Raw genomic sequence first — 20,062 nt, forward strand, 5'->3', positions numbered from 1 at the left:
CTTATTGATTTGTTGCAGGCCTGCGCAGGCGGTCACCGATCGGTCCGGCTTTCACGGCCGCCGCACTTCCCGCTTCCAGCGGGCGCTCTACACGTTGGTCATCAGCTGACACAAAGAGAGCCTTGCGGCCATCAAAGGACTCAACTCGCCAGGGTTTGGTTTCCCCGGTGATCTTGAGGGTGCTGCCATCGGGGCGCTGCAAGATGGCCACACGCTCCTTGCCAGACTCAAATACTGCAGTGAGGCGCGCCTGCAGCAACTCCGTGACCAAACTGGTCTTTTTTTCTTCCACCGCCACCGGGCGCCGCGATGCCCACAACAAGGGGCGCTCCACTGCCTGCTTTGCCCGGACCTTGATCACAGGGGGCATGGGCTCAACCTTTGGAAGATCGGGCCGGCGCGCTTGCGGCGGGTTCCAGCGCTCTTTTTCGGTATGCCACCAGTAAGCGCTCGCAGCCACAGCTACGGCACCCAGGACGGGGCCGACGTACCAAGGTTTGATCATGGCTTGGCCTTTTCTGGTGCCAAGGGGGCCTCCAGCTGCAAAGACAGGCGTGCATTTTGCGGACCCGCGCCAGAACTTGCCCCCTCACGCGTGATGTTGGCGGTGCGCACCCAGAAAGGAGGGCGGTGCGTCTGAAGACTTTCCATAAAACTCACCAACTTGACCCATTCACCATTCACGGTTGCCGTCAAGCGTATGCGCGCCAGCTTGCCATCCACCCCAGGCTCCAGCGCGACCTGGGATGAAACCAGCGTGCTGCCAGAAGCCATGATCATCTGGCGAAGCTTCTGCTGGATATCGTTTTGAGAAGTTTCGCCAGCAGGGTGCACCAGCGGGGCCACTGTACTGCTTGCAGCGCTGAGCAGGGTTTCGATTTCAGCGCCGGCGTTCACCACCCCTTCCAGGCGTTCGCTACGGGGCTCCAGTTGTTGCAGGGCGTTGTTGTAACGCGCCCAGAGAGTGCTGTAAATCAGAGCGGCACAAGCCAAGGCGCCAACAAACAGCACCAGCAGCAAAACCACCGAATGACGGCGCCATACATTCATTTTCATGGTTTTGCTCCCTCGCCCCGCCAGCGCATTTCAAACGTGAAGCGCTCTTTATTCAGCGTGCCGTCGCGCACATTTGCCCCGGTGGCGCGCACATCCACCAGGCCAGGCTGGCGCCCTAGATGCCCAATAAGTTCGGTAGCATTTGCCGTCAATCCCGTGATCCGGATTTCGCTACCGTTGACTTCGATGCGATCCAGCCAGGTGTCGGCAGGAATAGCGGCGGAAAGCGCATCCACGACACTGGCGAGAGGCAGGTCCGTACTGATGTTCTTGCGAAGCTCTTCCGCCAAGTCTGCCTGGCGGCGCAGTTCATCCATCTTCTGGCGCAAGGGAGCCGCCTTGGGCTCCAGCATGTTGACGTGCTCCACAGCGCGGACCACCGCCTGGCGCTTCAAGACCAGAGGCATGAGTGCCGGCAATGACAGTGCGGCGAGCAGGACAAGCACCAGCCCCACCCCCAACCAATCCATCCAACGCTGGCGGTTGTACTGCTTTTGCCACGCCGCTGTACGGACGGGAAGCGCGCGCCCCTGGCGCATCAGATATACAGGGGCATTTTCGGCAAACCCGTGCTGCGTCAATTGCTCGGCCAGGGTGTTGCGTCGGCACATGCCCCACTCCACCATCCAACCACCTTGGGCTTGAGGTTCTGCCCACCATGCCGCCACAATCTGTTCCGGCGGCATGGGAGAGACCCGCCACAGGGCTTCTTCGACGCCGCCTGCCAACGAGCGCCGCGGCATATCCGGCAACTGCACGGTGCCCCAAAGACAGCCGGACTCCGGTACCAGCAGGCTGGAAGCCTTTCGATTGTTGGCGCGCTTGCGGGCACGGGTTCCAGTGATGGTCCAACGCCCTCCGTCGGACGCAATGGCTGCACTCGCGATTGCAGGCCAGGCGCCATGCTCCATGAGAACGCGCTTGAGATCACCGAAACCCCATGCCATTCGGTCCAGTGTTTTTTGCGCACGAAGAGATAGCTGCCCCCAACCTGTCATGGCTTGAATTCCTGTTCCGGCTTGTTTAAGCGGCGTGTCGGCTCCAAAGAGAGCGTTGTCCAGGGCGTCAGACCACCGGGACGCTCGCTGAGATCGATCCATGCCTCACGCTGCCACCAGCGATCACCTTCAGCCCGCACAAAAGCATTGAGGCGCACTGTCAGACCGCCTCCAGCGCGGGCAGGCGAGAAAAATTCGGCTGCAGCTCCTGTCAAAAGCACGCCAGCCCGCGTTTCCGGTGGGGAGTTGTGAATGCGCGCCCCCAAACCTGGCTGTCCCGTGAGGACGTCGATCAGGGCGGGAGGGGCTGAATCGATTTCGATGCGTTGCTGCCCATTGATACCCAAGTGGGGCGCGATTATCTCATAGAGCTCAGACGTCATTCCCAGGACTGATCTCAGTTCCGAAAGGTCATCCAGCGCGCCATTTCGAGGCAGGGAGGGCCAGCCAGCAGCGCGGTATTGGGCAGCCTCAGCCCCGCCCACCCCACCTGGCGTGTCGTCAGGGTCGATGAAGTCCCGCACACGTGAGGTCAAGATGGCAGCCTCCCCCGAGGAGAGCCCTCCAGCTCTTTGAAAGAGCGCCTGCAGCAAAGCTTCGCTGGCGACATTAACGTCTACCAGCCCTCCAGAGGGCGTGATCTCCACCCAGATGTCATTCGACCCCATTGGCAAACGTTGAATGCGGTACCAACTGTCTGCGGTCTTTTCGGTCATCATTCGCTGCGCAGTCAGTTGGATCGCGGCGTCCAGCACGGACTCAGCGCGCAAGCGTTCCAAATCCAGCCCTGCGCGCTGCGTTTGCTGGCGAATCCCCCGTGAACTCGCCATCACCACCAATGACAAGGACGCAACCAGCCACAGCACCAGAATCAGCGCTGCGCCCCGGCTGCCGTGTTTCGACCGCTTCATCACCTTGCCCTCGCGAGAGGGAACACCAGAGGAGGCCAGTCTCCGCGCGCATCGGCAATTTCCACCCGGATACGTGCCGGGTACTGCGCTTTGGCAGAGTCCCATTGCTGAGTCCACTGCCCCGTCAGTCCGTCCTGGTAATGCCACTGAAGCGTTCGCACATCCGACAGAAGTGTTTCGCGCAAAGCCTTGCCCCAGTCCAGCGCCATCAGTGCTCCGTCATAAGGAACGGCTTCTACCGACAGATCGACGCGCCCATCGGCATGGCGCAGGGGGCTCATGCGAAATACATAGAGCCCCCCAGCATCCCCCCGCTCCGGCAATGGCGCAACCCAGATCGCACCCGCAGCATTTCCGCTAAAGAAATTCACAAAGATGTTTTCGTCGCGCCGACTCAACAAGCGCAGGGTGTCAAACTTGCGCCCAAGCCATTGGCTGACCACCAACATGCGTTCAGAGCGCTCAATGACGCGCTGGTTGCGCTCTTCCGAACGCCCGATGACTCCCACGCCCGCAAACATCAGAGCGACCACTGCGGACGTCACGGCCAATGCGACCAGCAACTCCAACAAGGTAAAACCACGGGAAGTTTTTCGAAAAGAGTGGGTCATGGTGCAGACCTGTAGGGCTTCCATGTGGTCCATGTGACGGCCGTCACCCCATCTTTACTGACCTCTACGGTCACCCTTGCCGCACGCACAGGTGGCCCGGCCACCGGGCGACCACTCTCGTCCATCATTTGGACCGGTTCGGGCGCCACCTGAATCCGCCAATTCCAATCGCCTGCCCGCCCGGAATCCTGTCGCATCAAATCCTCTGCAAAGGTTCCAGCAGCCACTGCCGACCTGGCCACGAGAGAGGCCTCCACCCGAGCCTCCACATCCACCACATTTTTGGAGCCTTGCCCCACGCTGCGGTAAAGACTCGCAAGCGCAATGGAAGCAATTGCCATGGCGACCAAGGCCTCCAGCAAACTGAACCCCCGTTGATTCCGTGGCGCTCGCCTGAATGACTTGAAAATAGGATCAATCAGGGGCAACAGACAGCACGTCACGGTCATGACTGGGCCGCGACCATGGATTGCTCCACCGTCCCAAGGAGCCAGTTCACGCGAAAGCTGACGCCCTGCCCACCTCTTAGCACTGCAAGCCGCCCGCCACGTGCGCCGCCGTCGGAATTGAACACAAAAATAGGTTCTCCCACGGCAGTTGCAGTTTTGCCAGTCCGCGAATTGCGTTCAATCGCTTCCCACTGGACCACCAGTGATGCAGGCACCTCCAGGGCCAGGCGCCCGTCAACCACCAGCCTGCGAATGTCTGACTGGTAGGTCACGGTCACCGAACGGCCTTCCTGGACGCTGAGCGCACGCGCTTTGTTCAATTGGCTGGAAACATCCCGTACCGTCTGGTTGTAGCGTGACCGCTCCATGTACGCCTGCCCGCCCGCCCCTACCACGGATACAGTAATGGCAGCCAGCACCAGCACGACCAGCATCTCCAACAAGGTGAAGCCACGGATGCGGAGGTCTGACGCCAACAAAGGGCGGCTCATGCGAAACAAGTCACCAGACGGCACTGGGGAGTGGAAAGCGCAACAGAGCGTCAGTTAAAAACGTCCGCGTTCTCACCGTCACCGCCCGGCTTGGCGTCGGACCCCAGAGAGAACACGTCGGGCCCGCCATTGCGTCCCGGGTTTTTGTACAAATAGGCGGCACCCCAAGGATCAGAAGGCAGGCCCTTCTTCAGGTAGGGACCATTCCATCCCTGGGCCGTTGCAGGCCGCTCTGCCAGGGCACGCAGCCCTTCCGCATCATTGGGATAACGGCCGACATCCAGCTTGAAAAGGTCCAGACTCTGCTCAATTTCCGAGATCTGAATGCGGGCCGTCTTGGACTTGGCACCGCCGAGTTGATCAAGCACCTTCGGGCCCACCAGCCCGGCAAGCAACGTCAGAATCACCAGAACCACCAGCAACTCAATCAGCGTGAAGCCGGAGGAACGCTGCGCTCGCGCCATTGCTTTGTGTTCAAAATTCACTACATTCATTTCAAAATCTCTCAAATAATCCAGAATCAAATTGTGTCGTTGATCGACAAAACGCCACCCAGAATCGCAATAATAATGAAGGCAACCAAGGCCCCCAAAACAATAATAATCAAGGGCTCCATGGCTGCCAAAACACGCCCCATGGTACGCCGACCTTCATCCTCGTAACGATCTGCCAAACCCAGCAGAGTAATATCAAGCTGCCCTGTTTCCTCAGCAACCCGAATAAGCTGCGGGGTGCTGGATTTCCCGAAGTAAGGAGAGACAAACCCTGTGGAAAGTCGTTTGCCTGTTTTTACAATGCCCACCAGAGGTTCAATATCCTTGCGCAATGCGGTATTGGTCAGTGTGTCCACAGCAATGCGCAACGCATCCACCATGGGTACACCCCGCTGCAGCAAGATGCCGAAGGTGCGGAAATAAATAGCAAACTGCAGATTCCGCAACACCTTGCCGAACAGGGGGAGGCCCAACAGCACACTGTCAACGCGCAACCGCCCCGCAGGCGTCGCGCCCCAGCGGGAGCCCAGGAACAAGACCACCGTCAAGCCTAACAGGATTGCCATCCAGTGCGAGCGGATCAGATCACTGAGATCGACCACCAAGCGCGTGGAGTAAGGCAGTTTGTCGCCCATGGAATCAAAAATTTCCCGAAACTGGGGAACCACAAATGCCAGGAGCATCACGACGGACAGCACCGCAACAATCAGCAAGATGACGGGGTACGTCATGGAGGAAATGACGTAGTTGCGAAGCTTGTCTTCTGCCTCCAGTTGCACTGTGAGTTCTTTCAGAACCACATGCAGCGAACCAGAAGTTTCCCCCGCCCGAATCAGAACCAGATATTGGCGCCCAAGATCCCGCTCAAACGGCAGCAGCGACTGGTACAGAGACTTACCGCCACGCACCCCTTCCTCGACCTTGGCAATGAACGCTTTCAGCCGCTCCGTGTTGGCCGTCTCCTTGAGCATGACCAGCGCCTTGTCCAGCGGCATGTTGGCCTGCTTGAGGTGGGCCATCTCGCGGCTGAACAAAAGGATCTCGCCACGTTTGAGCTTGCCCCCTCGGCTTTGCGGCTCATCTTGGGCAACTGCTGCCGACTCGTCTGCAATACGAACCGGCGTCACGCCCTGCCCAATGAGTCGCAGTCGCGCGGTCTCCACGTTCAGCGCGCGGATCGTCCCCTGGCAGGCCTTGCCATCGGACGTGATTCCATCGTATTGAAATTCAATCATTTTGACGCGCAACGCGCAGGACTTCTTCCGCAGTCGTCAGACCTTTGAAGACCTTGGTGGCGCCATCCTGCAACAAGTTCCCCCCGGCATAGGCGCCATCTCCGCCCCCCAACGAAGAACCTCTTTCGAGCACCACTTTTTTTACGTCTTCTGACATTACCAGCAATTCATGAACAGCCAACCGCCCTCGGTAGCCGGTCCCCCGGCATGCAGAACAACCGACGGACCGATAGATGACCTGGCCCTCCTCCATGGCCATGCCCAGGGAGGCTGCGGCAGCCTGCGCCTGGTCCGGCAGCAACGGCGCTTTGCATTCCTCACACAGCTTGCGCACTAGGCGCTGCGCCAGCACGCCAATGACGGACGCCGTGATCAAATAGGGCTCGACCCCCATGTTGATGAGCCGCACGATGGCCCCGAGCGCGCTGTTGGTGTGTAGGGTGGACATGACCAAGTGGCCCGTCAATGCCGCCTGGACCGCAATTTCAGCGGTTTCGCCATCGCGCATTTCCCCGATCATGATCACATCAGGATCCTGGCGGAGAAAGGATCGCAGCACCTTCGCAAAGGTCAGCCCGATCTGGGGCTGGACCTGCACCTGGTTGAGCCATTGCAGCCGGTACTCCACCGGATCTTCCACCGTCAGAATCTTGAGGTTCTCGCCCTCCAGTTCCTGCATGGAGGCATACAGCGTGGTGGACTTCCCGGAGCCTGTGGGACCGGTCACCAGAAAGATCCCATGTGGCACGCTGAGCAGCTGACGCATGGTTTTCAAAGTGGGTGGCGTGAAGTGCAGGCTCTCCAGCGAGAGCAGGTCGAAGTTCTTTTCCAGCAAGCGCATGACGACCGATTCACCAAACATGGTGGGAATGGTGGACACGCGAGAGTCCATTTCCTTGCCATGCACGCGCAGCTTGGTGCGCCCGTCCTGCGGCATCCGGCGTTCCGCAATGTCCAGCTGCGAAAGGATCTTGATGCGGGACACCACAGCGGGGGCATCCTTGTTATCAATCTCGTCAATGGGGTACAGCTCGCCGTCCACCCGTATCCGGACCACCGATTTTTCTTCGTAGGTTTCGATGTGAATGTCGGAGGCCTGGGCCGCCACGGCCTGGGAGAGGATATGGCTCACGCGCTGGATGATGGGGGCCTCCGAGGCCATGTCCCTCAGGTGCTCGATGAATTCCGAAGCCTCAAACTGGTCCGCAACGACTTCTCCTTCCGGCTCCGACTCCTGGACGTACCAGGCATTGAGCTGACTGGATATTTCAGACTCCAGGCCAAAAAAGACCCTGGGCACATCCCCAAAGACCAGGCGCAATGCATCGCGCAATGCCGCGCTCTTCGGATCTACCGACGCGAAATCCGGCGTGGACTCTGCATCCTCTGCATTTCCCAAAGGAAGCAGGTTGTTGGCCAGCAAAAAGCTGGTGTTCAGTCGTGAAGTTTCCGGCTTTTCCTTCGGGAAAGCGTCCTGACGCACCAAAGGCAATCCGGCCTGCCGGGACAGTGCGGAGTAGACATCCACCTCAGACACCAGCCCCAGACTGATAAGCAGGCGCCCCAGGCGACCGCCCATGGAACGCTGGACCTCTAGCGCCCTCTCCAGGTCATTGCGCGACAACTTCTGGTCCGCAAGGAGCATCTCACCGAGCCTGGGCGCAGCGATATCGACGCTTTCCACTTCACCAATTTCAGCCGAGAGCTTCATTACCAACGCCTTTGAACATTCTTCCAACCACCCAATACCCGGGCCCGACTTGTCTCACTCGGGCGGAGTGAATCACTTGAACCACAGCAAACAGCGGCTTAATCGATCCAATTCGGGGCCCACATAATATTCGCGATACCCAAAAATTCTCGCCCTCAGAGGCCCATCCCTCCACGCAAGGTATTCTGACACGTAGCCTTCATCCAGCCCCAAGGCGCGCAATCGCAGCTGCAGCGCCTGCGCCTGCAGATAGGTAGCCCCACCCAGCCCCCGGACACGCCGGACGATCCCCTGGCCGTTCGTCAACAGCCGGAGCAGACGCGTCTTCAGGCTACGATCCTTGGCTCCTACCTGGTTGGCGCCATGCTGGCGATACAGGATCAGCGGGGTTGGCACAAAACGCCTATGGCCGCTTCCACTCACCAGGCCACACCACCAGTCGTGCATGATGGTTTCCTGCGGGAGGGGCAAGGCCATTCGCAACAGGGTGCGGTTCACCATCATCGTGCATCCCGTCACCTGGTTCACGCTGAGCAGCGAAAGTGGCGAGCACTGCAGAGGGTCCATACGCTGGTATGTGGCGAAGGACTCCGAAATCACGCCCAAGTGCTCATCCACCACCGTCAGGTCGGAGTGCACCAGACAAGGCAATTCCGCACCACCCTCTTGCTCCATTCGCACCATTTCTTGGAGACACAGCTCGATTTTCGGAGGGAGCCAGACATCGTCCTGGTCCGAGAAAGCAACCCAAGCAGCCACACCATCATGCAGGCTGGCCACCATGAGATTCTCAAAGTTTCGGACCAGCCCTTGCCCATGGTGGGGATTGGGTACAAGTACCAAACGCTCTCCAAAGCGCACCCGGTAGCTCTCCAGGACTGCAAGCGTGTCATCCGAAGACCCGTCATCGCTGACGAGGAGGCGGAAATTCTGGTGGGTCTGGGCCAACAGCGAATCGAGCTGGGCACGGAGATACTTCGCCCCGTTGTACGTAGCCAGCAGCACATCCACCAGCGGTGACTGCGACGGGGCAGCCCCGCCCGCCCCTCCGCGTGAGGCCAATCGATGAGTCGGCTCAGTCACACGGTCCCCGTGCTGGTTGTTGCAGCGCTGTGGGGCCGGCATTCTGAAAGCATCAGCGCCTCGTAGGCATCTGCGATGCCCTCCCAGGTGTAGTGCTCCGCCACGATATCGCGGGCGCGCTGGCTTCGCTGCGGCAGCATGGCGTCCGACTGGCCAACCACCAGGTCCAGGCTGCGAGCGAGTTGCTCGGGGGTGGCAAAGTAGTCGGCCGCATCGCGTGCCACTTCGCGGTTGAACGGGTTGTCATGCGCAATGACCCAGTTTCCGCAGGCCAGTGCCTCGAGCAGCGAAGGGTTCGTCCCCCCCACCGAGTGCCCGTGCAGGTAACAGGCCGCATGTACACGCAAGCTTGCGAGCTGCCCGGTGTCGTAGATGCCCCCCAAGAAACGCACGCGGTCGCTGGCATGTTGCCTCAGCAGTTGCTGGTAGGCCGTGGCACCGGACACATCCCCTACGATGACCAACGGCCAGTCACCGCCGTGCATCTCATAGCCTTGAACGATTTCAAGGATATGGTTTTCCGGCTCCGGGCGCGCCACGACCAGCATGTAGCGGCGGGGCTTCAGCCCCCAGGCAGAAAGCACGGAAGGGTCCACGTCCCGGTCCTGCACCAGTTCGGCGCCGTAGGCAATGAAGCTCGACGGAGCCCCCTTGGGATAAGTCTCGCGGAACCGCTGTGCAATGGCCTCGGCATCGGCGATGAGGCGCGTGGCCACCCGGCTGGCCACCCACTCCATGCAGCGCAGGTAGATGCGTGCAACCCTCCCCCATTTGCTGCGGGCCCACTCCAGTCCGTCCACATTGATCCAGACCGGAACCCCAAAAACCCGGGGCCACCAGCAGGCCCAGGCAGCGCCATACCCCAGCATGTAGACCAGGTCGTACCCCCGCCGGGCGTCCCACAGGCAGGCACAGTCGTAGGCCAGGACCGATGCAGCTCCCCACCGGGGCCGACGTTTGTGGCGCACGCGAACACCTTGGTAGAAGGTGTCTTCGACGGACGACTCGCTGGTCTCTGCATACACAGTGACCTCGTGGCCACGCTCCACCAGGCGTATCGAGAGTTGTTCGGCAAAGGTTTCGAACCCCCCATAGCTCGCGGGGATGCCCCTGGCTCCCAACAGGGCGATCCGCAGCTTGGCAGGGCGGTCCAGAGATCCGCCCGTTGCACGCCCCTGCGCCGTCGTCAAAGGTCTGCCTCAGCGAACCAGCGCCCCGCCTGATCCTTCGCCGAAAGCTGAATGGCGGCCTCCACGGCTGGCCAGGCGATGGCAAGCTGTGGATCGTCCCAGCGAATGCAGCGCTCATGCTCTGGGCTGTAGTAGTCGGTGGTCTTGTAAAGGAAGTCAGCCGATTCGGACAACACCAGAAAACCGTGAGCAAGCCCCGGCGGCACCCAAAGCTGCTGGTGGTTGTCTTCGGTCAACAGGGCCCCCACCCACTGGCCAAAGGTGGGTGACCCCTTGCGAATATCCACCGCCACATCAAACACAGCGCCACGCACCACGCGCACGAGCTTGCCCTGCGCCCTGGGGGGCAACTGGTAGTGCAGGCCCCGCAATACACCCTGGCTGCTGCGGCTGTGGTTGTCCTGCACAAAGTCGCACTGGACACCCGTGGCCTCCCGGAAGGCCTGCTGGTTGAAGCTTTCGTAGAAAAAACCACGGCTATCGCCGAACACCTTGGGCTCAAGGAGGACAACGTCTGGGATGGATTGCCGGATGGAGTGCATGGGGGATCAATAGACTTTGTCGTTCAGCAAACGCTGGAGGTACTGGCCGTAGCCGTTCTTGGCAAGAGGTTGTGCCAGGCGCTGCAACTGGGCACTGTCGATCCAGCCGGCGCGCCAGGCAATTTCCTCGGGGCAGGCAATCTTGAGGCCCTGGCGATGCTCCAGCGTCGCAATGAACTGGCTGGCCTCCAGCAGGCTTTCATGGGTGCCAGTATCCAGCCAGGCATAGCCGCGGCCCATGATCTCGACATTGAGCTGCCCCTGCTCCAAGTACAGCCGGTTCAGGTCGGTGATTTCCAGTTCGCCGCGTGGCGATGGCTTCAAGCTCCGGGCCATCTGCGCAACCTGGTTGTCGTAGAAGTAGAGGCCTGTGACGGCATAGCTGCTCTTGGGCTGAGCAGGTTTTTCCTCCAACGACAACACCTTGCCCTGGGCATCGAACTCGGCCACACCGTAGCGCTCCGGGTCGTGCACATGGTAGGCAAACACGCTGGCACCCGCAGAGCGCTGTTGAGCGTTGCCCAGCAGTTCATGGAAATCGTGCCCGTAGAAGATGTTGTCTCCCAGCACCAGAGCGCTCGGAGCCCCATCCAGAAAAGACTCCCCGATCACAAACGCCTGCGCCAGGCCGTCCGGGCTGGGCTGCACCGCGTATTGCAGGTTCAAGCCCCATTGGCTTCCATCCCCCAGCAGCTGGGCAAAACGCGGCGTGTCCTGCGGGGTGCTGATAACCAGGATGTCCCGGATGCCCGCCAGCATCAGCGTGCTGAGCGGGTAATAGATCATGGGCTTGTCGTAAACGGGCAGCAGTTGTTTGCTGATGGCCAGCGTGGCCGGGTGCAGCCGGGTGCCGGAGCCTCCTGCGAGGATGATGCCTTTGCGTTGCGTCATGGTCTGGGGTCCGTTCAGAGAATTTCCGTGAGCATGCGCGCCACGCCCTGTTGCCAATGGGGCATCTGCAAACCGAAGGTGGACTGCAGCTTGTGGGTACCCAGGCGCGAGTTGTGGGGGCGCACGGCCGGTGTGGGAAATGCGCTTGTGGGCACAGGCGCGACCTCTTTTGCTATTATTTTTGCAGCTATCTGCGCTTTCTGGGCTTGCGCCAGCACGTATTTTGCATACTGATTCCAGTTGGTCTCGCCCGCAGCCACGCAGTGGTACAGGCCTGCATCCTGCGGGCGCTGCTGCAGGTGGCGCAGCGCGTGGGCGGTCACATCGGCCAGCAGGTCGGCACCGGTGGGCGCACCCCATTGGTCATCAATCACCGTCAGCCGCTCACGCTCTTGCGCCAGCCGCAGCATGGTCTTGGCGAAGTTGCCGCCGCGTGCTGCGTAGACCCAGCTGGTGCGCAGGATCAGGTGTTTGGCGCCCGCCTCTGCAATGAGCTGCTCGCCTTCGAGCTTGGTGCGGCCGTAAACGCTCAGCGGGGCGGGTGTATCGGTCTCCACCCAGGGGCGGCTGCCGCTGCCATCGAAAACATAGTCCGTGCTGTAGTGCACGAGCCAAGCACCCAGCTTCGCGGCCTCCTGCGCAAGGGCTCCGGGCGTTGTGGCATTGAGGGTGCGGGCAAACTCGGCTTCGCTCTCAGCTTTGTCCACGGCCGTGTGGGCGGCGGCATTGACGATGACATCGGGGCGCAGGGCGCGCACCGTATCAGCCACGCCGGCGGGGTTGGAAAAGTCACCGCAGTGCTCGGTGCTATCGAAGTCCAACGCCGTGACGGAGCCCAGCACCGACAGGCTGCGCTGCAGCTCCCAGCCGACCTGGCCACCCTTGCCAAACAGCAGGATGTTCATGCAGTGGCGCCCGTCACAGCCGCAGCGGAGGCCTCCTGCGCATACTGGGTCTGCACCCAGTCGCGGTAGGCGCCGGTCTGCACGCTGGCCACCCAGTCCGCATGGTCCAGGTACCACTGCACGGTCTTGCGGATGCCGGTGTCGAAGGTCTCGGCGGGCTTCCAGCCCAGCTCGCGCTCGATCTTGCGGGCGTCGATGGCGTAGCGGCGGTCGTGGCCCGGACGGTCTTTCACATAGGTGATCTGGGTGCGGTAGCTTTGGCCGTCAGCACGGGGGCGCAGCTCGTCGAGCAGGCTGCAGACCATGTTCACGATCTCGATGTTGGGCTTCTCGTTCCAGCCCCCCACGTTGTAGGTCTCACCGGGCGCGCCGGCCTCCAGCACGCGGCGGATGGCGCTGCAGTGGTCCTTGACGTAGAGCCAGTCGCGCACCTGCATGCCATCGCCATACACGGGCAGGCTCTTGCCAGCCAACGCGTTGACGATCATCAGCGGGATCAGCTTTTCGGGGAAGTGGTAGGGCCCGTAGTTGTTGCTGCAGTTGGTGGTGAGCACCGGCAGGCCGTAGGTGTGGTGCCAGGCGCGCACCAGGTGGTCGCTGGCGGCCTTGCTGGCGCTGTAAGGGCTGTTGGGCTCAAAGCCACGCGTCTCGGCGAAGGCCGGGTCGGTGGGGGCCAGCGATCCGTAGACCTCGTCGGTGGACACATGCAGGAAGCGGAAGGCGGCACGTTCGCCCTCGGGCAGCGCGCTCCAGTAGGCACGCACGGCCTCCAGCAGGCGGAACGAGCCCACGATGTTGGTCTGGATGAAATCCTCGGGGCCATGGATGGAGCGATCCACATGCGATTCAGCCGCGAAGTTGACCACGGCGCGGGGCTTGTGCTCGGCCAGCAGGCGGGCCACCAGCGCGGTGTCGCCGATGTCGCCCTGCACAAAGATGTGGCGCGCGTCACCCTGCACGCTGTCCAGGTTGTGCAGGTTGCCCGCGTAGGTGAGCTTGTCGAGGTTGACCACGGGCTCGCTGGAGGCAGCAAGCCAGTCAAGAACGAAGTTGGCGCCGATGAAACCCGCGCCGCCAGTAACCAGAATCATAGGGAGGGCCGTGTGAAATGCCTGCTCGGCAGAACCCACGATTATCCCACCCCGCCCGGCCCCCGGGTAACAGAGTTCAACGCGGGTATTTCTGCCCGGGCCGGCGGGTCATCAGAAGTGGATGCCTCGCATCATCTGCTGCAGCGCCACGGCCTCGGCCGACAGCTGCGGCTTGGCGTCCTTGCTGCCCTTGGCGGCGGTGGAGTCCGGGAACATGCGAAAGCTCGTGTTCATGGTGATCTGCGCCACGCGTGGCACCAGCGCGTGCAGCAGCTGGCCGGTGATGCCCAGCCGCGTGGCGATGCGCACCGGCTTGAAGATGCAGGCCTGGGCGATCATGTCCGCCGCCTCCTCGGGGCTCAGCGTGGGCACGTTGTTGTAGATCTTGGTGGGCGCAATCATTGGGGTGCGCACCAGGGGCATGTTGATGGTGGTGAAGGTGATGCCCTGGTCGGCAAACTCGCTGGAGGCACAGCGCGTCCACGCGTCCAGCGCCGCCTTGCTGGCCACATAGGCCGAAAAGCGGGGCGCGTTGGTCAGCACGCCGATGGAGCTGATGTTGACCACATGGCCCTTGCGCTTAGCCACCATGCCGGGCAGAAAGCCCATGGTCACGCGCAGGCAGCCGAAATAGTTGAGCTGCATGGTGCGCTCGTAGTCGTGGAAGCGGTCGTAGCTCGACTCGATGGCGCGGCGGATGGAGCGGCCCGCGTTGTTGATGAGGAAGTCCACACCGCCGTGGTTGTCGATGAGCAACTGCACAAAACGGTCGCAGTCGGTCATGTCGGCAATGTCTGCCGAATAGGCGATGAACTGGTAACCCTTGGCCTTGGCTTCGGCACAGGCCTCGTCGAGCTTGTCCTGGTCACGCCCGCAGATGATGGTGGTGGCGCCTGCCTCGGCAAACTTGTGCGCTGCCGCCAGCCCAATGCCGGACGATCCACCGGTGATCAGCACCACCTTGCCCGCCACCGTGCCCTTGAGCGTGCGGTCGATGAACAGCTCGGGGTCCAGATTGCGCTCCCAGTAGTCCCACAGCCGCCAGGCGTAGTCCTTGAGATTGGGGCATGTGACGCCGGAGCCCTTGAGCGCGGCCAACGTTTCGCGGCAATCAAAGCGCGTGGGGTAATTCACGAAGGTGAGCATGTCCTCGGGCAGGCCGAGGTCCTTCATCACCGCGTTGCGCACGCGGCGCACGGGCGCCAGCGCCATCAGGCTCTTCTTCACGCTCTTGGGGATGAAGCCCAGCAACGCGGCGTTGACGAACAGGTTCATGCGCGGCGCATGGGCTGCGCGGCTGAAGATATCGAGCACATCGCCCACGCGGTAGCCCACCGGGTCCACCAGGTGGTAGCACTTCTTGCCGATGTCCTTCTGGTGGCTGATGACGTTGAGCGCGTTCACCACAAAGTCCACGGGCACGATGTTCACGCGCCCGCCCTCCAGGCCCACCGTGGGCATCCAGGGCGGCAGCAACTGGCGCAGGCGCTGGATGAGCTTGAAGAAGTAGTAGGGGCCGTCGATCTTGTCCATCTCGCCGGTCTGGCTGTCGCCCACCACCATGGCCGGGCGGTACACCGTCCAGGGCACCTTGCAGTCCTGGCGCACGATCTTTTCGCTCTCGTGTTTGGTCTGGAAGTACGGGTGGTCCAGGCCCTCGGCTTCCTCGAACATGTCTTCGCGGAACACGCCTTCGTACAGCCCGGCAGCCGCGATGGAGGAGACATGGTGGAAATGCCCGGCATCAATCGCCTTGGCCAGGTCCACCGTGTTGCGCGTGCCCTCAATGTTCACGGCCACCTGGGTTTCCTCGTCCGCACCCAGGTCGTAGACGGCAGCGAGGTGGTAGAAGTGGTCGATCTGGCCCTTGAGCTTCTTGACGTCTTCCGCCGCCACGCCCAGCTTCTTCGCGGTGAGATCGCCAAACACGGGAATCGCACGCGTGGGCCCGACACCCCAGAAGCTACGCAGGTCGGCCACCTTGTCCGCACTTTCCTTGCGGATCAGGAAATGCACCACCGCCCCCTTTCGCTCCAGCAGCTTCTTGACCAGCCGCTTGCCAATGAACCCCGTTGCCCCCGTCACGAAATACTGCATGGATAACTCCTCTGAGATAGCTTCATTCTTGCCCAAGGCCTGCGCGCACCGATTCAGCAGAAACCCGCGCCGATGCTAGGCGGCCAGCGAACGCCCCCGCTAGATGGCACGCTCTACATTTTTAGGAGCGCGCGCCTACACCTGTCGCGCCGTGCGGCGTACAGTGCGGCCATGCGTCGAAGGCAACCCGCCCCGGCAAACCCAACCAACCGCACAACGGAGGCCCCATGGTCAAGAAACTGCAGAAACTCAGCGCCGACAAAAAGAAGAGCAACGCCCAACTGTCCAGCACCGTAAAGGACTCCGCCCAGCAGATCTGGCTGGCAGGCCTGGGTGCCTTCTCCAAGGCACAGGAAGAAGGCGGCAAGGTGTTTGAAGCCCTGGTCAAGGAAGGCCTGACCATCCAGCGCAAGACCCAGGCCGTGGCCGAAGAAAAGATCACCGAAGCCACCAGCCGCGTGACCACCATGGCCAGCGACATCGGCTCCAAGGCCCAGGGCCAGTGGGACAAGCTCGAAAACATCTTTGAAGACCGCGTGGCCAAGGCCCTCGCCAAGCTGGGCGTGCCCTCGGCCCGCGACCTGGAAGCCCTGAACGCCCGTGTGGACGCCCTGGCCAAGGGCAGCAAGGCTGCACCCGCCAAAGCTGCTGCCAAGGCAGCCGCCAAACCCGCAGCCAAGGCCCCCGCCAAGAAGGCAGTGGCAAAGAAGGCGGCTCCTGCCAAGGCAGCCGCCAAGGCCCCCGCCAAGAAGGCTGCGGCCAAAAAGACCGCGACACGTGCCGCTGCCGACGCAGCCACCAGCACGCCATCGGCCAGCTGATCACGGCTTGCCACCGGCAAGCACCCAGCCCGCTCCAAGCGGTCCACGCGCCAAGGCGTTTGGACCGCTTTTCTTTTTTTGGTGAAACCCATGAAGTGCGCTACAAGCAGCCTAGGTACTGCATACGCACCCTACGTTCATGTCGCACTGCAGCATGACCGCGTGGGTTAGAGTAGCCATCAGAGACAACGCAACAACGACGCCAAACGACGCGAAGGGGCCCGCACACATGGTGAAGAAAGCGCCACGCCGCACCGCAGAACGCATTCTGGAAGTGACGCTGGACCTGTTCAACCGGTTCGGTGAGCCCAACGTCTCCACCACCCTGATCTCGGCCGAGCTGCGCATCAGTCCCGGCAACCTGTACTACCACTACCCGGCCAAGGACGAGCTGATCAACGCGCTGTTTGATCGCTACGAAACCTCGCTGACCGAACTACTGGCCGCCGCCGATGGTGTGCGCAATGTGGAGGACGCCTGGTTCTTCATGCACTCGCTGTTCGAGCTGATCTGGCAGTACCGTTTCCTGTACCGCGATCTCAACGACCTGCTGTCCAAGAACCGGCGCCTGGAAACCCACTTCCAGGCCATCCTCAAGAACAAGACCCGCGCCGTGCGCGCCATGCTCGACGGCATGGGCCGCGCAGATGCACTGCACATCGACTCGCGCGAGCTGGAGGCCACCGCCACCAGCATGGTCGTGGTGCTCACTTACTGGCTGAGCTTTGAATACGTGCGCGACCCGCGCCGTGCACTGGAGCCCGAAAGCGCCCAGGCTGCGCTGCTGCGCGGAGCCCACCATGTGCTGAACCTGCTCATGCCCTACCTCGAAAGCGGCCAGCGCGCCCACCTGCTGCAGCTGGTCGGCGCCTACGCACCAGCGCCAGGCTGATACACGGCCCACCCGCCACAGACACCCACCAACAAGAACTTCCGGAGACACACACCATGGCCAAATGGACCCCCTTCCCCCACGCTGGCGACTACCAATTTGACGCTGCGAGCGTCAAGAAGCATTGGGCACGACTGCATGGCGGTGATGCCGAACCCTGCCCCAAGGAGGCTGCCGTGCTGGAAGCCTGGGCGCTGTTCCACAACGGTGATTTTGAGAAAGCTGCGGCAGCGGGCCTGACTGCCGGTGGCGCGGGTATCACTGCCGCCAACAAGGCCACCTCCATCTATGCCAACTACCTGGAGCCGAAGGAGAAGGCGCGCCTGGATCTGTTCATGCAGGTGGCCGAACGGGCGGAGGCCCAGGCCGCCAAGGAGCCCGACAACGCCAACGCCTGGTACTGGCACGCCTACGCACTGGGCCGCTACAGCCAGGGCATCAGCGTGGCCAAGGCGCTGGCGCAGGGCTTGGGTGGCAAGGTGAAGGACTCGCTGGAGAAGGCCATTGCCCTGTCGCCCAAACACGCCGATGCGCGCATTGCGCTGGGCGCCTTCCATGCCGAGGTGATCGACAAGGTGGGCTCGCTGATTGGCGGCATGACCTATGGCGCCAAGAAGGACACGGGCCTCAAGCTGTTTCAGGAAGCCCTCAAGCTCAACCCGGGATCGGCCATCGCGATGATCGAGTACGCCAATGCGCTCGTCATGCTGGAGGGCGACAAGAAAATGCAGGAAGCCACCGCGCTCTACGAAAAGGCCGCCGCCGCTGAACCCATGGATGCCATGGAGCGGCTGGATGTGGAGATGGCGCGGGCTGAACTGGAAGAAGAGTAAGAGGCATCCCCCTGAGCGGCTTTGCCGCTTCCCCCTTCTCTCGACTGGCTACGCCATTCGGGAAGGGGGACGACACCCTCGCTGCGGGACGGCCCTTGCTCGGTGTCTCTGGCTTGCGCAGCGCCAGTTTTGCACAGAGGTTTGCAGTAGATTGCCGTGTCGCGCTGCTATGGATGCGGAGCTCAAAAGCCCTCAGCCCCCAAACCGCTGCGCGGCAATCTCCAGCAGGCCGTCAAAAATCAGGTTGTCCACCAGCTCGAACGGCCGTGTCATGCTGGGCGCCATCTTCCATCCGGCGCCGCCGGTCATGATGCAGGCGGGCTCCTGGCCACAGTGCTGCAGCAGGTGCTGATACATGCGCTCCACGGCCCCCGCGATGGCGTAGGTGCCGCCGCTGGTCAGTGCATCGCTGGTGTTGGTGGGAAACGGGCGCACTTCACCCGTGGGCACATGCAGGCCGGCGGTGCCCGATTCGAGCGCGCGCAGCATGATGCCGTGGCCGGGCAGGATGAGGCCGCCCATGAAGCGGCCCTCGGTGTCGATGCACTCCACCGTCACGGCCGTGCCCACCATCACCACCACCAGCGGCCGCGCCGGGCCACGTGCCAACACATGGTGGCGCGCGCCGATCATGGCCACCCAGCGGTCCGAGCCCAGGCGCGAGGGATGGTCGTAGCCGTTGGTGAGCCCCGCCTCCTGCGCCGACGACACCACCCAGGAGGGGGTGACGTCCCAGATTTCCATCTGCTCTTGCACGCGGCGTTTGACGGCATCGCCCGCCACCACGCAGCCCAGCATGCGCTCCGGGTGGGGCAGCGACTCCCAGCTACCTTCAGCCAGGCGGTCGATGTGATCGAGAAACTCGGCGCCATGCGCAATGAGCGCAGCCCCGGGGCGGGGAGCGTCGTACAACGCCCATTTGAGACGGGTGTTACCGACGTCGATGGCCAGGAAAGTCATGCGGCGGATTATCCCGAGTTTTGCGATGCACCTCTGCCCGAGGGCGACAGCCCCCGGCTGCACCACCCCTGCCCGCCCACAAATTGTGAAAAATCGTGTCGCGCCCCTGTCCGACACGACGCAGCCGCCCGTACCCGCTACAGTGGTCCTTCCTGTTTCTGCAACATTAGGAGGTACGACATGGGTCTTTTCAGTTTCATCAAGGAAGCCGGCGAAAAGCTGTTCGGCGGCAAAGAAGCACAGGCCGCCACGGCAGCAGCCCCCACGCAAGATGAACTCAACGCCAAGGCATCCAAGGCCATCGAGACCTACATCGCGTCCCAGAACCTTGGCGCCAGCAATGTGCAGGTCGCCTTTGAAGGACCGGAAGGCAAAGTTACCGTGGAGGGCACAGCCCCTACGCAGGCGGCCAAGGAAAAAGTCACCCTGTGCTGCGGCAACGTGGCCAGCGTGACCAGCGTCGAGAACCTGATGGATGTGACCAACCCCGAGCCCGAAGCCCAGTACCACGACGTGGTGCGCGGCGACACTCTGAGCGCCATTGCCAAGAAGTTCTATGGCGACGCCAACAAGTACCCCGTGATCTTCGAGGCCAACAAGCCCATGCTGAGCCACCCCGACAAGATCTACCCCGGCCAGAAGCTGCGGATCCCGCAGGCCAAGTAACCCCCTGAGTCGCCTGCGGCGCCTTCCCCCAAGGGGGACGCACCCGGTGGCCCGGCAAAGCCGGTTCCACGGGTGCACTGGCCTGAGTCGGGGGTGTACCGACGCCCCAGACGAACGGAACGCCGGGGCAAGTCA

22 protein-coding genes are annotated in these 20,062 nt (G+C 62.1%); 4 read left to right on the forward strand and 18 right to left on the reverse strand.

Going from position 1 to position 20,062, the window contains the following annotated elements; genetic code table 11:
* Window position 1: 1 nt before the first annotated feature.
* The 17 genes from LPA35_RS14130 to LPA35_RS14210 all read right to left on the reverse strand — a co-directional run bounded on the left by LPA35_RS14130 (window position 2) and on the right by LPA35_RS14210 (window position 15,755).
* Window positions 2–505, reverse strand: a complete 504-nt coding sequence (locus LPA35_RS14130; RefSeq protein WP_228897412.1) for a hypothetical protein — start codon at window positions 503–505, stop codon at window positions 2–4.
* On the reverse strand, window positions 502–1,056 hold the full coding sequence (gene gspM / locus LPA35_RS14135; RefSeq protein ID WP_228897413.1) for a type II secretion system protein GspM: 555 nt from the start codon (window positions 1,054–1,056) through the stop codon (window positions 502–504). The genes LPA35_RS14130 and gspM overlap by 4 nt, the downstream gene beginning before the upstream one ends.
* Window positions 1,053–2,054, reverse strand: a complete 1,002-nt coding sequence (locus LPA35_RS14140; RefSeq protein WP_228897414.1) for a PilN domain-containing protein — start codon at window positions 2,052–2,054, stop codon at window positions 1,053–1,055. Before LPA35_RS14140 ends, gspM begins: the two co-directional genes overlap by 4 nt.
* On the reverse strand, window positions 2,051–2,965 hold the full coding sequence (locus LPA35_RS14145; RefSeq protein WP_121507612.1) for a general secretion pathway protein GspK: 915 nt from the start codon (window positions 2,963–2,965) through the stop codon (window positions 2,051–2,053). Before LPA35_RS14145 ends, LPA35_RS14140 begins: the two co-directional genes overlap by 4 nt.
* The gene (locus LPA35_RS14150; protein WP_121507613.1) at window positions 2,965–3,576 is read right to left on the reverse strand and encodes a prepilin-type N-terminal cleavage/methylation domain-containing protein; all 612 of its coding nucleotides are present in this window, start codon (window positions 3,574–3,576) and stop codon (window positions 2,965–2,967) included. The genes LPA35_RS14145 and LPA35_RS14150 overlap by 1 nt, the downstream gene beginning before the upstream one ends.
* Window positions 3,573–4,025, reverse strand: a complete 453-nt coding sequence (locus tag LPA35_RS14155) for a prepilin-type N-terminal cleavage/methylation domain-containing protein (protein WP_055396819.1) — start codon at window positions 4,023–4,025, stop codon at window positions 3,573–3,575. The genes LPA35_RS14150 and LPA35_RS14155 overlap by 4 nt, the downstream gene beginning before the upstream one ends.
* On the reverse strand, window positions 4,022–4,516 hold the full coding sequence (locus LPA35_RS14160; RefSeq protein WP_121422234.1) for a GspH/FimT family pseudopilin: 495 nt from the start codon (window positions 4,514–4,516) through the stop codon (window positions 4,022–4,024). The genes LPA35_RS14155 and LPA35_RS14160 overlap by 4 nt, the downstream gene beginning before the upstream one ends.
* A 50-nt stretch (window positions 4,517–4,566) precedes the next feature.
* Window positions 4,567–5,010: a type II secretion system major pseudopilin GspG gene (gspG, locus tag LPA35_RS14165; RefSeq protein ID WP_055396821.1), complete on the reverse strand. Its 444-nt coding sequence runs from the start codon at window positions 5,008–5,010 to the stop codon at window positions 4,567–4,569.
* A 26-nt stretch (window positions 5,011–5,036) separates the two neighbouring features.
* A complete protein-coding gene (locus LPA35_RS14170) occupies window positions 5,037–6,245 on the reverse strand; it encodes a type II secretion system F family protein (protein WP_228897415.1) in 1,209 nt (402 codons plus the stop codon).
* The gene (locus tag LPA35_RS14175; protein ID WP_228897416.1) at window positions 6,238–7,956 is read right to left on the reverse strand and encodes a GspE/PulE family protein; all 1,719 of its coding nucleotides are present in this window, start codon (window positions 7,954–7,956) and stop codon (window positions 6,238–6,240) included. Before LPA35_RS14175 ends, LPA35_RS14170 begins: the two co-directional genes overlap by 8 nt.
* A 72-nt stretch (window positions 7,957–8,028) precedes the next feature.
* Window positions 8,029–8,967, reverse strand: a complete 939-nt coding sequence (locus tag LPA35_RS14180; RefSeq protein WP_228897417.1) for a glycosyltransferase family 2 protein — start codon at window positions 8,965–8,967, stop codon at window positions 8,029–8,031.
* 68 nt (window positions 8,968–9,035) lie between these two features.
* Window positions 9,036–10,229 (reverse strand): DUF1972 domain-containing protein, encoded by a 1,194-nt coding sequence (locus tag LPA35_RS14185; protein WP_228897418.1) that lies wholly within the window; start codon window positions 10,227–10,229, stop codon window positions 9,036–9,038.
* On the reverse strand, window positions 10,226–10,771 hold the full coding sequence (gene rfbC / locus LPA35_RS14190) for a dTDP-4-dehydrorhamnose 3,5-epimerase (RefSeq protein ID WP_228897419.1): 546 nt from the start codon (window positions 10,769–10,771) through the stop codon (window positions 10,226–10,228). Before rfbC ends, LPA35_RS14185 begins: the two co-directional genes overlap by 4 nt.
* Before the next feature lie 6 nt (window positions 10,772–10,777).
* Entirely contained in the window at window positions 10,778–11,662 is an 885-nt protein-coding gene (gene rfbA, locus LPA35_RS14195) for a glucose-1-phosphate thymidylyltransferase RfbA (RefSeq protein WP_055396830.1), read from the reverse strand.
* A gap of 14 nt (window positions 11,663–11,676) precedes the next feature.
* On the reverse strand, window positions 11,677–12,567 hold the full coding sequence (gene rfbD, locus LPA35_RS14200; protein ID WP_228897420.1) for a dTDP-4-dehydrorhamnose reductase: 891 nt from the start codon (window positions 12,565–12,567) through the stop codon (window positions 11,677–11,679).
* The gene (gene rfbB / locus LPA35_RS14205; protein WP_228897421.1) at window positions 12,564–13,658 is read right to left on the reverse strand and encodes a dTDP-glucose 4,6-dehydratase; all 1,095 of its coding nucleotides are present in this window, start codon (window positions 13,656–13,658) and stop codon (window positions 12,564–12,566) included. The genes rfbD and rfbB overlap by 4 nt, the downstream gene beginning before the upstream one ends.
* A 111-nt stretch (window positions 13,659–13,769) precedes the next feature.
* The gene (locus LPA35_RS14210) at window positions 13,770–15,755 is read right to left on the reverse strand and encodes an SDR family oxidoreductase (RefSeq protein ID WP_228897422.1); all 1,986 of its coding nucleotides are present in this window, start codon (window positions 15,753–15,755) and stop codon (window positions 13,770–13,772) included.
* 227 nt (window positions 15,756–15,982) lie between these two features.
* Between LPA35_RS14210 and LPA35_RS14215 the strand changes: the two genes are divergently transcribed.
* The 3 genes from LPA35_RS14215 to LPA35_RS14225 all read left to right on the forward strand — a co-directional run bounded on the left by LPA35_RS14215 (window position 15,983) and on the right by LPA35_RS14225 (window position 18,301).
* Window positions 15,983–16,576 carry a phasin family protein gene (locus LPA35_RS14215; RefSeq protein ID WP_228897423.1) on the forward strand — a complete coding sequence of 198 codons (594 nt, stop codon included), beginning with the start codon at window positions 15,983–15,985 and terminating at the stop codon, window positions 16,574–16,576.
* A gap of 229 nt (window positions 16,577–16,805) precedes the next feature.
* Window positions 16,806–17,468, forward strand: a complete 663-nt coding sequence (locus LPA35_RS14220) for a TetR/AcrR family transcriptional regulator (RefSeq protein ID WP_121422226.1) — start codon at window positions 16,806–16,808, stop codon at window positions 17,466–17,468.
* 56 nt (window positions 17,469–17,524) lie between these two features.
* Window positions 17,525–18,301, forward strand: a complete 777-nt coding sequence (locus LPA35_RS14225; RefSeq protein ID WP_228897424.1) for a hypothetical protein — start codon at window positions 17,525–17,527, stop codon at window positions 18,299–18,301.
* Between the two features lie 192 nt (window positions 18,302–18,493).
* Here LPA35_RS14225 and LPA35_RS14230 read toward each other — a convergent pair whose 3' ends face one another.
* Window positions 18,494–19,261, reverse strand: coding sequence for a type III pantothenate kinase (locus LPA35_RS14230; RefSeq protein ID WP_055396845.1), 768 nt, complete (start codon window positions 19,259–19,261; stop codon window positions 18,494–18,496).
* A 180-nt stretch (window positions 19,262–19,441) separates the two neighbouring features.
* On the opposite strand from LPA35_RS14230, the gene lysM reads away from it, so the two are divergent.
* Window positions 19,442–19,927, forward strand: a complete 486-nt coding sequence (gene lysM / locus LPA35_RS14235; RefSeq protein WP_228897425.1) for a peptidoglycan-binding protein LysM — start codon at window positions 19,442–19,444, stop codon at window positions 19,925–19,927.
* Window positions 19,928–20,062 lie beyond the last annotated feature (135 nt).

This window comes from Acidovorax sp. Leaf73 (assembly GCF_916855635.1).
Classification (GTDB): domain Bacteria; phylum Pseudomonadota; class Gammaproteobacteria; order Burkholderiales; family Burkholderiaceae_C; genus Acidovorax; species Acidovorax facilis.